Origin of the sequence: Pseudomonas kribbensis (assembly GCF_003352185.1) — a bacterium.
GTDB lineage: Bacteria > Pseudomonadota > Gammaproteobacteria > Pseudomonadales > Pseudomonadaceae > Aquipseudomonas > Aquipseudomonas kribbensis.
Window position 1 is genome coordinate 5,103,243 of sequence record NZ_CP029608.1, and the last position, 13,732, is coordinate 5,116,974.

Annotated in this window: 11 protein-coding genes; 9 read left to right on the plus strand and 2 right to left on the minus strand. The window is 61.3% G+C overall.

All coding sequences use genetic code 11. The features are described 5' to 3' along the window. The first annotated feature begins 151 nt into the window (after positions 1 to 151). From DLD99_RS23225 to cmoB, 9 genes are all read left to right on the plus strand, one after another. Positions 152 to 1,513: a carbohydrate porin gene (locus DLD99_RS23225; RefSeq protein WP_114885321.1), complete on the plus strand. Its 1,362-nt coding sequence runs from the start codon at positions 152 to 154 to the stop codon at positions 1,511 to 1,513. Positions 1,514 to 1,648: 135 nt separating this feature from the next. Beyond that, positions 1,649 to 4,060: a glucose/quinate/shikimate family membrane-bound PQQ-dependent dehydrogenase gene (locus DLD99_RS23230; protein ID WP_114885323.1), complete on the plus strand. Its 2,412-nt coding sequence runs from the start codon at positions 1,649 to 1,651 to the stop codon at positions 4,058 to 4,060. Positions 4,061 to 4,479: 419 nt separating this feature from the next. Further along, a complete protein-coding gene (locus tag DLD99_RS23235; RefSeq protein WP_065258705.1) occupies positions 4,480 to 4,854 on the plus strand; it encodes a DUF6124 family protein in 375 nt (124 codons plus the stop codon). Positions 4,855 to 5,485: 631 nt separating this feature from the next. Continuing rightward, the gene (gene lon / locus DLD99_RS23240) at positions 5,486 to 7,909 is read left to right on the plus strand and encodes an endopeptidase La (RefSeq protein WP_114885325.1); all 2,424 of its coding nucleotides are present in this window, start codon (positions 5,486 to 5,488) and stop codon (positions 7,907 to 7,909) included. A 191-nt stretch (positions 7,910 to 8,100) separates the two neighbouring features. After that, positions 8,101 to 8,493 (plus strand): protease inhibitor I42 family protein, encoded by a 393-nt coding sequence (locus DLD99_RS23245; protein WP_114885327.1) that lies wholly within the window; start codon positions 8,101 to 8,103, stop codon positions 8,491 to 8,493. A 2-nt stretch (positions 8,494 to 8,495) separates the two neighbouring features. Beyond that, positions 8,496 to 9,131: a lysoplasmalogenase gene (locus DLD99_RS23250; RefSeq protein ID WP_208647502.1), complete on the plus strand. Its 636-nt coding sequence runs from the start codon at positions 8,496 to 8,498 to the stop codon at positions 9,129 to 9,131. Positions 9,132 to 9,257: 126 nt separating this feature from the next. Next, the gene (locus tag DLD99_RS23255) at positions 9,258 to 9,737 is read left to right on the plus strand and encodes a hypothetical protein (RefSeq protein WP_114885331.1); all 480 of its coding nucleotides are present in this window, start codon (positions 9,258 to 9,260) and stop codon (positions 9,735 to 9,737) included. Positions 9,738 to 9,954: 217 nt separating this feature from the next. After that, entirely contained in the window at positions 9,955 to 10,662 is a 708-nt protein-coding gene (gene cmoA, locus DLD99_RS23260) for a carboxy-S-adenosyl-L-methionine synthase CmoA (protein WP_219737186.1), read from the plus strand. Next, positions 10,659 to 11,615: a tRNA 5-methoxyuridine(34)/uridine 5-oxyacetic acid(34) synthase CmoB gene (gene cmoB, locus DLD99_RS23265; RefSeq protein WP_114885333.1), complete on the plus strand. Its 957-nt coding sequence runs from the start codon at positions 10,659 to 10,661 to the stop codon at positions 11,613 to 11,615. The genes cmoA and cmoB overlap by 4 nt, the downstream gene beginning before the upstream one ends. 122 nt (positions 11,616 to 11,737) lie before the next feature. On the opposite strand, the gene tadA is transcribed toward cmoB, so the two are convergent. Both tadA and DLD99_RS23275 read right to left on the minus strand, forming a co-directional pair. Then, a complete protein-coding gene (gene tadA / locus DLD99_RS23270) occupies positions 11,738 to 12,235 on the minus strand; it encodes a tRNA adenosine(34) deaminase TadA (RefSeq protein WP_114885335.1) in 498 nt (165 codons plus the stop codon). Next, positions 12,235 to 13,611 (minus strand): multicopper oxidase family protein, encoded by a 1,377-nt coding sequence (locus DLD99_RS23275; RefSeq protein ID WP_114885337.1) that lies wholly within the window; start codon positions 13,609 to 13,611, stop codon positions 12,235 to 12,237. The genes tadA and DLD99_RS23275 overlap by 1 nt, the downstream gene beginning before the upstream one ends. Positions 13,612 to 13,732: the final 121 nt, after the last annotated feature.

A 13,732-nucleotide genomic window follows, 5' to 3' on the forward strand; every position in this document is an offset into this window, starting at 1 on the left:
CCGAATCCGAAAGGGTTCATGTCTGCAAAAGCACTTTGTGTTTTTGTAACAGGACATTATCCTGCCGCCCTTCTGCTGAATCGCTTCACTGCCTGCGTCAAATCGTAGCGGTCAGCCCGTCCCCCAAAAAAGATCAAGAAAGACCTATTCAATGCCCGATTTTCCGCTTTTCCGAGACAGCGCTATCTCAATCCTGCGCCTGATCGGCGGCTGCACCGCCCTTGGCCTCGCCACCTGCACCCAGGCCGCTCCGGCCTTCGACAGTGAATCACCGTATATGCTTGGTGACTGGAACGGCACCCGCAGCGAACTCTCGGAAAAAGGCATCGACTTCAAGCTCGACTACACCGGCGAAATGGGCAGCAATCTGCACGGTGGCTACGACCACGACCGCACCGCGCGCTACAGCGATCAATGGGGCCTCGGCACCCATCTGGACCTGCAAAAACTGCTGGGCTGGAACGACGCCGAATTCCAGTTGACCGTGACCAAACGCAGCGGCAACAACATCAGCAACGACCGCATCAACGACCCGCGCGTTGGCGGCTTCACTTCGGCCCAGGAAGTCTGGGGCCGTGGCCAGACCACCCGCCTGACGCAGATGTGGTACCAGCAGAAATTCTTCGACCAGAAGCTCGACATCAAGGTCGGCCGCTTCGGTGAAGGCGAAGACTTCAACAGCTTCCCGTGCGACTTCCAGAACTTGGCGTTCTGCGGCTCCCAGGTCGGCAACTGGGTCGGCGGCATCTGGTACAACTGGCCGGTCAGCCAATGGGCGCTGCGCGTCAAATATCACCTGACGCCGGAGCTGTACGCACAGGTCGGCGCCTATGAGCAGAACCCGTCGAACCTCGATCGCGGCAACGGCTTCAAACTCAGCGGCAGCGGCACCCAGGGCGCGATCCTGCCGGTGGAACTGGTGTGGACGCCGAAGCTCAACGGCCTGCCGGGCGAATACCGCGCCGGTTACTACTACAGCAACGCCAAGGCCACCGACGCCTATAAAGACAGCAACGGCCAGCCGGCGGCCCTGAGCGGCGAAGCCTATCGCAGCGCGTCGAGCAAACACGGCGTGTGGCTCGGCGTGCAGCAGCAGATCACCAGCGTCGCCAGCGACAACTCCCGTGGCCTGAGCGTGTTCGCCAACGGCACGATGCACGACAAGAAGACCAACGCCATCGACAACTACGTCCAGGCCGGTCTGGTCTACAAAGGCCTGTTCGACGCCCGCGCCAAGGACGACATCGGTTTCGCCCTGGCCCGCGTCCACGTCAACCCGGCCTACCGCAAGAACGCCGAGGCGACCAACCAGGCCCGCGCCGTCTACGACTACGACGATCCGTCCTACCTGCCGCCGCAGGACACCGAATACAGCGCCGAACTCTATTACGGCGTGCATGTCACCAACTGGCTGACCGTGCGCCCGAACCTGCAATACATCCGCCATCCGGGTGGAGTGGACAAGGTCGATGACGCGCTGATCGGCGGGATCAAGATCCAGTCGTCGTTCTGACCCGATGCAGGCCGCCAGGCCTGCAGATGAAATTCGATAGCAAGACAAGTTTTTATCTGAACCATGCCCGCGCCCAATCGTCATCTACAGTGACTACAGCGCGGGACTACTTGAAACGTCACGGAGAACCACACTATGAGCACCGAAAGTGCTTCGAGTCGAGGCCGTCTGCTTCCGAGCCTGCTCGGCATTCTGCTTCTACTGATGGGCCTGGCCATGCTGGCCGGGGGAATCAAGCTGAGCACGCTCGGCGGCTCGCTGTACTACCTGCTGGCCGGTATCGGCATCACGCTGACCGGCATTCTGTTGCTGATGCGTCGCCGCGCAGCACTGGGCCTGTACGCCATCGTGCTGTTTGCCAGCACCGTCTGGGCGCTGTGGGAAGTCGGTCTGGACTGGTGGCAACTGGTGCCGCGTCTGGCGCTGTGGTTCGTCCTCGGCTTCGTGATGCTGCTGCCATGGTTCCGTCGTCCACTGCTGCTCAACGGTCCTGCACCGATGGGCACCGGCGGCCTGACCGTAGCCGTGGTGCTGGCCGGCCTCACCGCTCTGGCCAGCCTGTTTACCCACCCGGGCGAAACCTTCGGTGAACTGGGTCGCGACACCGCCGACACCACCAGCACCGCGCCAGCCATGCCCGATGGCGACTGGCAGGCCTACGGCCGCACCGAATTCGGTGACCGCTACTCGCCACTGAAGCAGATCACCCCGGCCAACGTCGGCAAGCTGCAGGAAGCCTGGCGCATCCAGACCGGCGACCTGCCGACCGCCGATGATCCGGTGGAGCTGACCAACGAAAACACCCCGCTGAAAGCCAACGGCATGCTCTATGCCTGCACCGCACACAGCAAAGTGCTGGCGCTGGACCCGGACACCGGCAAGGAACTGTGGCGCTTCGACCCGCAGATCAAGAGCCCGGTCGGCTTCAAGGGCTTCGCCCACATGACCTGCCGTGGCGTGTCGTACTACGACGAAGCCGCTTACGCCAAGTCTGAAAACGCTGCGTCCGCCGTCATCTCCGAGGCCGGCAAAGCCGTCGCTCAGGCTTGCCCTCGTCGTCTGTACCTGCCAACCGCCGATGCACGCCTGATCGCACTGAACGCCGACACCGGCAAGATCTGCGAAGGCTTCGGCAATAAAGGCGTGGTCGACCTGACCCAAGGCATCGGCCCGTTCACCGCCGGTGGCTACTACTCCACCTCGCCAGCCGCGATCACTCGTGATCTGGTGATCATGGGTGGTCACGTCACCGACAACGAATCGACCAACGAGCCATCGGGCGTGATCCGCGCCTTCGACGTGCGCGACGGTCACCTGGTGTGGAACTGGGACAGCGACAAGCCGGACGCCACCGAGCCTCTGGCCCCGGGTCAGATCTACAGCCGCAACTCGGCCAACATGTGGTCGCTGGCCAGCGTCGATGAAAAACTCGGCATGGTCTTCCTGCCACTGGGCAACCAGACCCCTGACCAGTGGGGCGCCGATCGCACCCCGGGCGCCGAGAAATTCAGCGCCGGCATCGTCGCGCTGGACCTGGCCACCGGTAAAGTGCGCTGGAACTACCAGTTCACCCACCACGACCTGTGGGACATGGACGTCGGCAGCCAGCCAACCCTGCTGGACATGAAAACCGCCGACGGCATCAAGCCTGCGCTGATCGCCCCGACCAAACAGGGCAGCCTGTACGTCCTCGACCGTCGTGACGGCACGCCGATCATCCCGATCCGCGAGATCCCGGTTCCGCAAGGCGCCGTGAAAGGCGACCACACCGCACCGACCCAGGCCCGTTCGGACCTGAACCTGCTGGCCCCGGAACTGACCGAAAAAGCCATGTGGGGCGCCAGCCCGTTCGACCAGATGCTGTGCCGCATCCAGTTCAAGGAACTGCGCTACGAAGGCCAGTACACGCCTCCGTCGGAACAGGGCAGCCTGATCTATCCGGGTAACGTCGGCGTGTTCAACTGGGGCGGTGTTTCTGTCGACCCGGTTCGCCAGATGCTGTTCACCAGCCCGAACTACATGGCCTTCGTCTCGAAGATGATCCCGCGTGCCGAAGTGGCCGCCGACAGCAAACGCGAAAGCGAAACTGCCGGTATCCAGCCAAACACCGGCGCGCCATATGCCGTGACCATGCATCCGTTCATGTCGCCACTGGGCGTACCGTGCCAGGCCCCGGCCTGGGGCTATGTCGCCGGTATCGACCTGACCACCGGCAAGGTCGTGTGGAAACGCAAGAACGGCACCAGCCGCGACAGCTCGCCGATCCCGATCGGCTTCACCCTGGGCGTGCCAAGCATGGGTGGTTCGATCGTCACCGCCGGCGGCGTCGGCTTCCTCAGCGGCACCCTCGACCAGTACCTGCGCGCCTACGACGTGAACACTGGTAAAGAGCTGTGGAAATCCCGTCTGCCTGCAGGCGGCCAGGCGACCCCGATGACCTACACCGGCAAGGACGGCAAGCAATACGTCCTGCTCGTGGTGGGTGGTCACGGTTCGCTGGGCACCAAGATGGGTGACTATGTGATTGCGTACAAACTACCGGAATAAGCTTTAGCGGCGGTAATGAGAAAGGCGATGCCCTGTGAGGGGTGTCGCCTTTTTTTGTGGGCTGCGTTTTCTTACACGGGGCGTGTATGTCCTACAGACGGGGTGTTTTTCGGGGACGATTCCGACAAGTCGCGTCGGTTGTCCCTAGGAAACGGGGTGGATAGGCTTTGGGGGTCGCTGCAAATTCAGCGATGGGGCGTCGCGGCCCGAGCAGTTCATTCGATTTGATGCATAATCGCCGGCCCAAACCGGAACACTCAGGTGTTTTTCGTTTGGTTTGATGGTGGCTGTGCGCGGGATACCTTCGGGTATGCCGAGATTGCCGAATGACTCGGTCCGCGACCCCGCGCACAGCTGCCTCCCTCTATCGCGTCGCGGTGATCGAGCAGGTAGCTCCACTTCTCATTCGGAGTTCCACCATGAAAAAACCAACACCCAATCCCCCCGAATCAAACGACGCATCGCCCTACGAATCGCCAGATTCCAAAAAACTCCACGAAGCCGCCGAGCGCGCCCTCGACCACTACCTGAAACCCAACGCCACCACCCTGCGCTTCCATAAACCCAGCACCATGTTCCAGGTCGCACCCGATCAGGACAGCGAAAGCCTGCTGGTCCACGCCTGCGAATCACTGGCACAGGCCAACCTCATGACCAGCGACATCGCCGCACACATCGACCTCCCGCAGCGGCGGACAATCCTGGCCATTCAGCAAATCATCATGCTGGCCGAGCTGGCGGTGAATCGGGTGCTGGATAACGTCGAAGTACAGCGTTACCCAACACACAGCTGAGCCGCCCTGACGAAACCGACCTGCCAGCGACAGACTGTATTCGCTGGCAGCTCGATAGGGACGCAGAGCGTCCCGGGCTGCATTCCCACACAGAGCGTGGGAACGATCAAGTTACAGCCATGCGCGGGAGGGCCTACGCCCTGCCAGGTTCCATTCCCCGGTCGACCAACCCGCGTACGGCGCCCAAAACAAACCGGATGAGCGTTAGCTCGACAACGCTTTTGATCTTGATCCACCCGCCCCTTCGGAAGGCTGAGTGGAGGTGTTCATCCGGGGATTGGCGCGCAGCGCCGTTTGGCGAAGCCGAACTCATCGACGAAGTCGATGCCCCCGGAGGGACGCCGGAGCGAAGGGACCCGAGCTTGCGAGGGCCGAACGCCGGGGCGAAACCTTTTGGTTCCTTTTGGGGCGTTTGCCAAAAGGGACTCGCTGTAAAAGCGAAACCGCCAGCGAGCGCACCCGCAGAAACGGATATTCACCCCAAACACCCAGAGCATGGTCGGCCCAGAGGCCGCCAAGCCCCCCGAAACCCTGTCAAAACCCTGAACACACAACCAGAAACACCCACCCCCATTGAAACCACCAAACCCCTGCCCCATCTAAGACCCATACCCCATTGCGCAGGTGCCCCATGAGCGACCAGCAAGAATTCCCCGAGAACCCCGACGACATCACCGAAACCGACGCCGAACACATCGAACACCACGTCCCCGGCAAAGGCCTCGCCCTGCCCGGCCAGAACCTGCCGGACAAGGTCTACATCATCCCGATCCACAACCGCCCGTTCTTCCCGGCCCAAGTGCTGCCGGTCATCGTCAACGAAGAACCCTGGGCCGAAACCCTCGAACTGGTCAGCAAATCCGAACACCACTCCCTGGCCCTGTTCTTCATGGACACGCCCCAGGAAGACCCGCGCCACTTCGACACCAAGGCACTGCCGCAGTACGGCACCCTGGTCAAGGTGCACCACGCCAGCCGCGAAAACGGCAAACTGCAATTCGTCGCCCAGGGCCTGAGCCGTGTGCGCATCAAGACCTGGCTCAAGCACCATCGCCCGCCGTATCTGGTTGAAGTCGAATACCCGCACCAGCCCACCGAGCCGACCGACGAGGTCAAGGCCTACGGCATGGCGCTGATCAACGCGATCAAGGAACTGCTGCCGCTCAACCCGCTGTACAGCGAAGAGCTGAAGAACTACCTCAACCGCTTCAGCCCCAACGATCCGTCGCCGCTGACCGACTTCGCCGCCGCCCTGACCTCCGCCACCGGCCCCGAGCTGCAGGAAGTGCTCGACTGCGTGCCGATGCTCAAGCGCATGGAAAAAGTCCTGCCGATGCTGCGCAAGGAAGTCGAAGTCGCGCGCCTGCAGAAAGAAATCTCCGCCGAAGTGAACCGCAAGATCGGCGAGCATCAGCGCGAGTTCTTCCTTAAAGAGCAGCTCAAGGTCATCCAGCAGGAGCTGGGCCTGACCAAGGACGACCGCAGCGCCGACCTCGAACAGTTCGAGCAGCGTCTGGAGGGCAAAGTCCTGCCGACGCAGGTGCAGAAGCGCCTCGAAGAAGAAATGAACAAACTGTCGATCCTGGAAACCGGATCGCCGGAGTACGCGGTCACCCGCAACTACCTCGACTGGGCGACCTCGGTGCCGTGGGGCGTGTACGGCGAGGACAAACTCGACCTCAAGCACGCGCGCAAGGTGCTGGACAAACACCACGCCGGCCTCGACGACATCAAGGATCGCATTCTCGAATTCCTTGCGGTCGGTGCCTACAAAGGCGAAATCAGCGGCTCCATCGTGTTGCTGGTCGGCCCGCCGGGCGTGGGCAAGACCAGCGTCGGCAAATCCATCGCCGAATCCCTCGGCCGGCCGTTCTACCGCTTCAGCCTCGGCGGCATGCGCGATGAAGCCGAGATCAAGGGCCACCGCCGCACCTACATCGGCGCGCAGCCGGGCAAACTCGTGCAGGCGTTGAAAGACGTCGAAGTGATGAACCCGGTGATCATGCTCGACGAGATCGACAAGATGGGCCAGAGCTACCAGGGCGACCCGGCCTCGGCGCTGCTGGAAACGCTGGATCCGGAACAGAACGTCGAATTCCTCGACCACTATCTGGACCTGCGGATGGACCTGTCGAAAGTCCTGTTCGTCTGCACCGCCAACACCCTGGATTCGATTCCCGGCCCGTTGCTGGACCGGATGGAAGTGATTCGTCTGTCGGGCTACATCACCGAAGAAAAAGTCGCCATCGCCAAACGTCACCTGTGGCCAAAACTGCTGGAAAAGGCCGGCGTGTCCAAGGGCAGCCTGAGCATCAGCGACAGCGCCCTGAAAGCCCTGATCGACGGCTACGCCCGTGAAGCCGGCGTGCGCCAGCTGGAAAAACAGATGGGCAAACTGGTGCGCAAAGCGGTGATGAAGCTGATCGACGACCCGAAAGCGGTGATCAAGCTCGGGCCGAAAGACCTCGAAGCGTCCCTCGGCCATCCGGTGTTCCGCAACGAGCAGGTACTGTCCGGCACCGGTGTGATTACCGGTCTCGCCTGGACGAGCATGGGCGGCGCGACCTTGCCGATCGAAGCCACGCGGATTCATACCCTGAACCGAGGCTTCAAGCTCACCGGGCAACTGGGCGATGTGATGAAGGAGTCGGCGGAGATCGCCTACAGCTACGTCAGTTCGCACCTGAAGTCATTCGGTGGCGATCCGAAATTCTTCGACGAGGCTTTCGTCCACCTGCACGTGCCGGAAGGCGCGACACCGAAGGACGGCCCGAGCGCCGGCGTGACCATGGCCAGTGCCCTGCTTTCGCTCGCCCGTAATCAGCCGCCGAAAAAAGGCGTGGCGATGACCGGTGAACTGACGCTGACCGGGCATGTGCTGCCGATTGGCGGGGTGCGCGAGAAGGTGATTGCGGCGCGGCGGCAGAAGATTTTCGAGCTGATTCTGCCGGAGCCGAATCGCGGAAACTTTGAAGAGCTGCCGGATTACCTGAAGGAAGGGATCACCGTGCACTTTGCCAAGAAGTTTTCGGATGTGGCGAAGGTGCTTTTCTGATAGCTCAGTAGCGCCTGGAGCACCGCTTTCGCGAGCAGGCTCGCTCCCACAGGGTTTGTGGCGAGTAGCACAAGTTATGTGTTCGCCACGGACCACTGTGGGAGCGAGCCTGCTCGCGAAGGCGTCGTCACACTTTGTCTCATCTTCAGTTATGCTCGCCGTTCGTCGCCAACGCCGGAGCCACTGAGCCTATGTCCCCCACTCGCCTGTTTGTCCCCCTGTCCCTCGCCCTGCTGGCCGCCTGCGCCACGCAACCGAAAACCAACGTGACCGTGGAAAAACAGAGCGAATGCCCGGTGCGGCTGAGCAACGGCCAGAACCTGACCGTCATACTGCCAAGCAACCCCACCACCGGCTATCGCTGGGCCATTCAGGACTCGGCCGGCGGCGTGTTGCATGCGCTGAGTCCCGAGGTCTACAGCAGCCCGAAAGATTCCGGCATGGTCGGCGCGGGCGGTTTCTCCACCTGGCGTTTCCAGGCCTTTGCTCCCGGCACCGGGCGCTTGCGCCTGACGTCGCAGCAACCCTGGGAGCCTGAAGTCGAGCCGGTGGAAACCTTCGACTGCGCGATCTCGGTGAACTGATCGTGGGCTGGCTGATCCTCGCGCTGATGGGCGCAGCGACCTTTCTCTATGGCGTCAGCACCCATGCGGCGCTGCTTTGCCTGCTGGTCAAACCGCTGCCGGTGCTGGCACTGCTGGGCTGGCTGCACGATGCGCCGCCGAGTGACTATCGCCGCTGGATCAGTCTGGGCCTGATTTTCTCTTTGCTCGGTGATGTGTTGCTGGCATGGCCGGGAGATTTGTTCGTGTTTGGCCTGGGTGCTTTTCTGATCGCGCATCTGGCGTATCTCAAGGCTTACCTGAGCGATTGCCGGCGTCTGGCCCTGCTACCGCTGATCCTTGCCGTTGGCGTTGGCGCAATCCTGCTCGGTATCCTGATTTCCAGCGGACTGGGGCCATTGACCGTGCCGGTGATCGTCTACGGCACCGCCATCAGCGCCATGCTCTGGCGCGCCCTGGCCCGCCTCGGCAGCGGCGTACCGCAACGTTCGGCACTGTTGGCGGCGGGCGGCGCGGTGGCGTTCGTGTTCTCCGACAGCGTGATCGGTATCGACCGTTTTGTCGCACCGTTCCACGCCGCGCCGTACGTCATCATCCTCAGTTACTGGCTGGGGCAGTGGGGGATTGCGGCGTCGGCATTCAATCAGAAATCGAAATGAACGCTGCTTTCATCTATCGCTAAAAGCTCTTAAAAACTGTCATATCTGACAGTAACCCGCTTCCTCCTGTGGAATTAAGATTCGAGTGGCGTCATCAACCACCTATCTAACCTAAGGAAGAACAACATGAGCTTTTTTCAAAGCAAAAAACGCGGCGCATCCGAGCCTGCCATCACCGTCAGCGCAGAAACCAAAGCCACTGTGTCGGGCCGCGTAGGCTTTCAAACCCAAATCGTTGAATTCGAAGCAGATAACAACAGTGACTTGATTGCGCTTGTTTCCCGCGCTAACTCCCAGGATTACTCTCACAGAAGCAAGAAGGGTCTGGTGCTGATATTCGATAAAAATATCCAGAGCGGCACATATGCAGCGACAGATCCACAGTTTCCAAGTCTTTACTACTTTGAAACGGCCACCATTCCCGGCTTTACCACCTCTTACATGTACAACGCCGTTAGCGGTTCTGTTTCAGTAGAGGTCGTGGCAAACACCGCAAAGCAGTTGCATTACAATATCGATTTTGACTTCAAGGGTGTCGACAACAAGAACGAAGAACTGAAAATTGCTGGTCGATCGACCTACACCGTACTTTTTAACAACCTGTAATCAACTTTTAATCTTGAACGACCAAGTACCTGACTGGTGCCTGGTCGCTCATCTCACTTCACTCCAACCTGACAGCCTCCCGCTGAACAAATTCCCCCCCACGGTTTATCAGACAACCCGCGCATCTGCGCGCCAGTTTGGCTAAAATGCCGGCCTTTTCATCGACACCGCCGGAACCGCCGTGAGCAAAGAACCCGATCGCATTTTCGCCCAGCCGATGGCCCAGGTGCCTGACTTCGCCTTCAACGAAGACGTGGTGCGGGTGTTCCCGGACATGATCAAGCGTTCGGTGCCGGGCTACCCGACCATCGTCGAGAACCTCGGCGTACTTGCGGCACAGTTCGCCCAGCCGAACAGCGTGCTCTACGACCTCGGTGCTTCACTGGGTGCGGTAACCCAGGCCCTGCGTCGACACGTGCGCACCGACGGTTGCCGGGTGATCGCGGTGGATAACTCGGCGGCGATGGTCGAGCGCTGCCGCGAGTACCTCAACGGTCAGGACTCGATGTTCCAGGAGTTGCTGCCGGTCGAAGTGATCGAAGGCGACATCCTCGCCCTCGATTTCAAACCGGCTTCGGTGGTGGCGCTGAACTTCACTTTGCAATTCATCGCCCCCGAGCAGCGCACGGCGTTGCTCTCGCGCATTCGCCAATCGTTGTTGCCGGGTGGCGCGCTGATCCTGTCGGAGAAGCTGCGCTTCAACGATGCCGAAGAACACGCGCTGCTGACCGACCTGCACGTGGCGTTCAAACGCGCCAACGGCTACAGCGAACTGGAAATCGCCCAGAAGCGCAGCGCCATCGAAAACGTCATGAAGCCCGACAGCCTCGAAGAACACCGCGAGCGCCTGCTGGCCGCCGGGTTCTCGAAAGTCGTGCCGTGGTTCCAGTGTCTTAACTTTGCCTCGTTGATTGCCTTGCCATGATTGATCTGTCCCCCCTCGCCCGCCGTCTGGCCGGTACACCGCTGGCCGACTGGGCCGACACCCTGCAAGCGCAACTCGACAAGAAAATGGAGAAAGGCCACGGCGATCTGGAGCGCTGGCAAAGTGCGCTGGACGCCCTGCCGAAGATCCAGCCGACCGAAGTCGACCTGCTCACCGGCCTGAAGCTGGACACCGATTGCGACGACGAAACCCGCGCACAAATGCGCACCGCGCTGATGGGCCTGTCGCCGTGGCGCAAAGGGCCGTTCGACCTGTTCGGCGTGCACGTCGACACCGAGTGGCGCTCGGACTGGAAGTGGTCGCGGGTCGCTCCGCACCTGGATCTGAAGGGCAAGCGCATCCTTGATGTCGGTTGCGGCAACGGCTACTACATGTGGCGCATGCTCGGCGCAGGTGCCGACAGCGTGATCGGTGTCGATCCGAACTGGCTGTTCTTTTGCCAGTTCCAGGCGGTGCAGCGTTATCTGTCAGAACCGAATGCCTGGCACCTGCCGTTCCCGTTCGAAGACCTGCCGCCGAATCTGGAAGGCTTCGACACGGTGTTTTCCATGGGCGTGTTCTATCACCGCCGTTCGCCGATCGAGCATTTGCTGGCGTTGAAGGATTGCCTGGTGAAGGGCGGAGAGCTGGTGCTGGAGACGCTGGTGGTCGAGGGCGACAAGCATCAGGTGCTGGTGCCGGAAGACCGTTATGCGCAGATGCGTAATGTGTGGTTTTTACCGTCGGTGCCGGCGCTGGAATTGTGGTTGCGACGTGCAGGATTCACTGACATTCGTTGCGTGGATGTCAGCATGACAACGGTCGATGAACAACGTGGGACCGAGTGGATGAAGTATCAGTCGTTGAGCGACTTCCTGGATCCTGAAGACCACAGCAAAACCATCGAAGGCCTGCCGGCGCCGATGCGGGCCGTAATTGTCGCGAAGAAATAATTCCTCCGAACACCCAAAAAACTGTGGGAGCGAGCCTGCTCGCGATTGGATCTGACAGACACCGAAGTATTGAATGTCAGACCGCGATCGCGAGCAGGCTCGCTCCCACATTGGTTTTGTATTCAGTCTGAAGGTTTTGCCCGCCGCGCCCTGAAGAACTCAGTCAACACCGCCCCGCACTCCTCCGCCAGCACCCCGCCTTCATACAGCACTCGATGGTTGAGAAAGCCCTGGGTGAAGAACTGCCCCTGACTCTGCACAATCCCGGCCTTGGGCTCCAGCGCGCCGTACACCACGCGAGCAACCCGCGAATGCACGATCAACCCGGCGCACATGCTGCACGGTTCCAAAGTCACGTACAGCGTGCTGCCCGGCAGACGATAGTTGTCCACTGCTTGCGCGGCGGCGCGGACCGCGACCATTTCAGCGTGTGCGCTGGGGTCGCTGGTGCTGATCGGGCAATTGAAGCCGCGACCGATGATCTCGCCATCCTGCACCAGCACCGCGCCCACCGGCACCTCGCCGAGGGCCGCGCCTTGGGCGGCCAGCGCCAATGCTTCACGCATGAAGTCGCGGTCTCGGCTGCGGTCGATGATCGCGGCGGGGCGAATCTGGCGCATCACTTCACCTCGATAGCGGCCATCAGGCCGGTTTCCATGTGATCGATCACGTGGCAGTGGAACATCCAGACACCCGGGTTATCCGCCACCAACGCCACTTGTGCGCGCTCGTTCTTGCCCAGCAGATAAGTGTCGGTGAAGTACGGCACGATCTTGTGCCGGTTCGACGCAATCACCTTGAAGCTCATGCCGTGCAGGTGAATCGGGTGCTGGTACTGGGTCATGTTCTTCAGTTCGAAGATATAACTCTGGCCCAGTTTCAGGCTGGCAATCGGCCGGTCGGCGCAGGTCTTGTCGGTGATGTCCCAGGCCTTGCCGTTGATCTGCCACAGGCTCGGCGGCTTGCCGTTGTCGACATTCACCGACACCGAACCGACCCATTCGAAATTGAAGTTGAGTTTCTCGGCATTGGCCAGATCCGGCTCGGCCACCGGGTTGGCCGGCAGTGCTTTCGGCCAGTCGGTCGGCGCGTCATTGTTGGCCACCGAACGTAAAGTACCGAGGCGAACCGGGCCGTTGCGAAGCGACAGTTCCTCACCGGCCGGTGGTGCCTTGATCGCCAGGCAGATTCGCATGCCTGGGCCGAGCCAGTATTCCTTGCCCAACGGGCGCGGCTCGACCGGGTTGCCGTCCAGCGCATAGATCTGCGCTTCGACGCCGGGAATATTGATGCGATAGGTCAGGGTGTTGTCGAGGTTGAGCAAACGCACACGGGTGATCTGCCCGGCCGGCAACTCGATCACCGGCGACGGCACGCCATTGATGGTCGCCAGCCGCCCCGCCGTACCGCCACGGGCGGCTTCGCGGGGAATGCTGAATTCGACGAAGTTGCCTTCTTCATCGACGTGCCAGCTTTTCAGGCTCAGGGTCTTTTCGTACTTGAACCCGGTCGGCTCTCGTTCCTCGACGATCAACGGCCCGACCAGCCCGCGACCGAGCTCTTCGCTGCTGCTGACATGCGGGTGATACCAGTAGCTGCCGGCGTCCGGCACACGGAATTTGTAATCGAAGTATTCACCCGGCAGCACCGGCAGTTGCGAAACGTACGGCACGCCGTCCATCTCCAGTGGCAGGCGAATGCCGTGCCAGTGAATGGTCGTCGCGACCGGCAGATGGTTGATGAACCGCACCCGCAACCACTCGCCCTGACGCACGCGCAATTCAGTGCCCGGCGCCGACGGGCCGAACGCCCAGGCTTCGGTCATGTGCCCGGGCACCAGCTCGACATCCAGCGGTGCAGCGATCAGCTCGTAGTCATGCCCGGCGTTGGCATCGGCCACCTTGCCCAGCCAGTACCGCGTCGCACCACCGGCTCCCGCGCCAACCACTGCAAGACCGGCCAGGCCACCGAGAATTTGTCGACGAGTAAAGGACATGGACACAACTACCTCTCGTATCAGCCGCAGGCCAGGGCGCCCGCAAAAGGCGAATACGATACACCTGCGGTTGCGAAACAGTAAGGGCAGCGCGGCGGATGGCCGCAGACGACAGGTGTAA

Bases quoted from the DNA above. Each gene is read 5' to 3' on its own strand.
- cmoA (WP_219737186.1), top strand. From the start codon at position 9,955: ATGGCCCAGGTGCCTGACTTCGCCTTCAACGAAGACGTGGTGCGGGTG.
- cmoB (WP_114885333.1), top strand. From the start codon at position 10,659: ATGATTGATCTGTCCCCCCTCGCCCGCCGTCTGGCCGGTACACCGCTG.
- DLD99_RS23230 (WP_114885323.1), top strand. From the start codon at position 1,649: ATGAGCACCGAAAGTGCTTCGAGTCGAGGCCGTCTGCTTCCGAGCCTG.
- tadA (WP_114885335.1), bottom strand. From the start codon at position 12,235: ATGCGCCAGATTCGCCCCGCCGCGATCATCGACCGCAGCCGAGACCGC.
- DLD99_RS23275 (WP_114885337.1), bottom strand. From the start codon at position 13,611: ATGTCCTTTACTCGTCGACAAATTCTCGGTGGCCTGGCCGGTCTTGCA.
- DLD99_RS23225 (WP_114885321.1), top strand. From the start codon at position 152: ATGCCCGATTTTCCGCTTTTCCGAGACAGCGCTATCTCAATCCTGCGC.
- DLD99_RS23245 (WP_114885327.1), top strand. From the start codon at position 8,101: ATGTCCCCCACTCGCCTGTTTGTCCCCCTGTCCCTCGCCCTGCTGGCC.
- DLD99_RS23255 (WP_114885331.1), top strand. From the start codon at position 9,258: ATGAGCTTTTTTCAAAGCAAAAAACGCGGCGCATCCGAGCCTGCCATC.
- lon (WP_114885325.1), top strand. From the start codon at position 5,486: ATGAGCGACCAGCAAGAATTCCCCGAGAACCCCGACGACATCACCGAA.
- DLD99_RS23235 (WP_065258705.1), top strand. From the start codon at position 4,480: ATGAAAAAACCAACACCCAATCCCCCCGAATCAAACGACGCATCGCCC.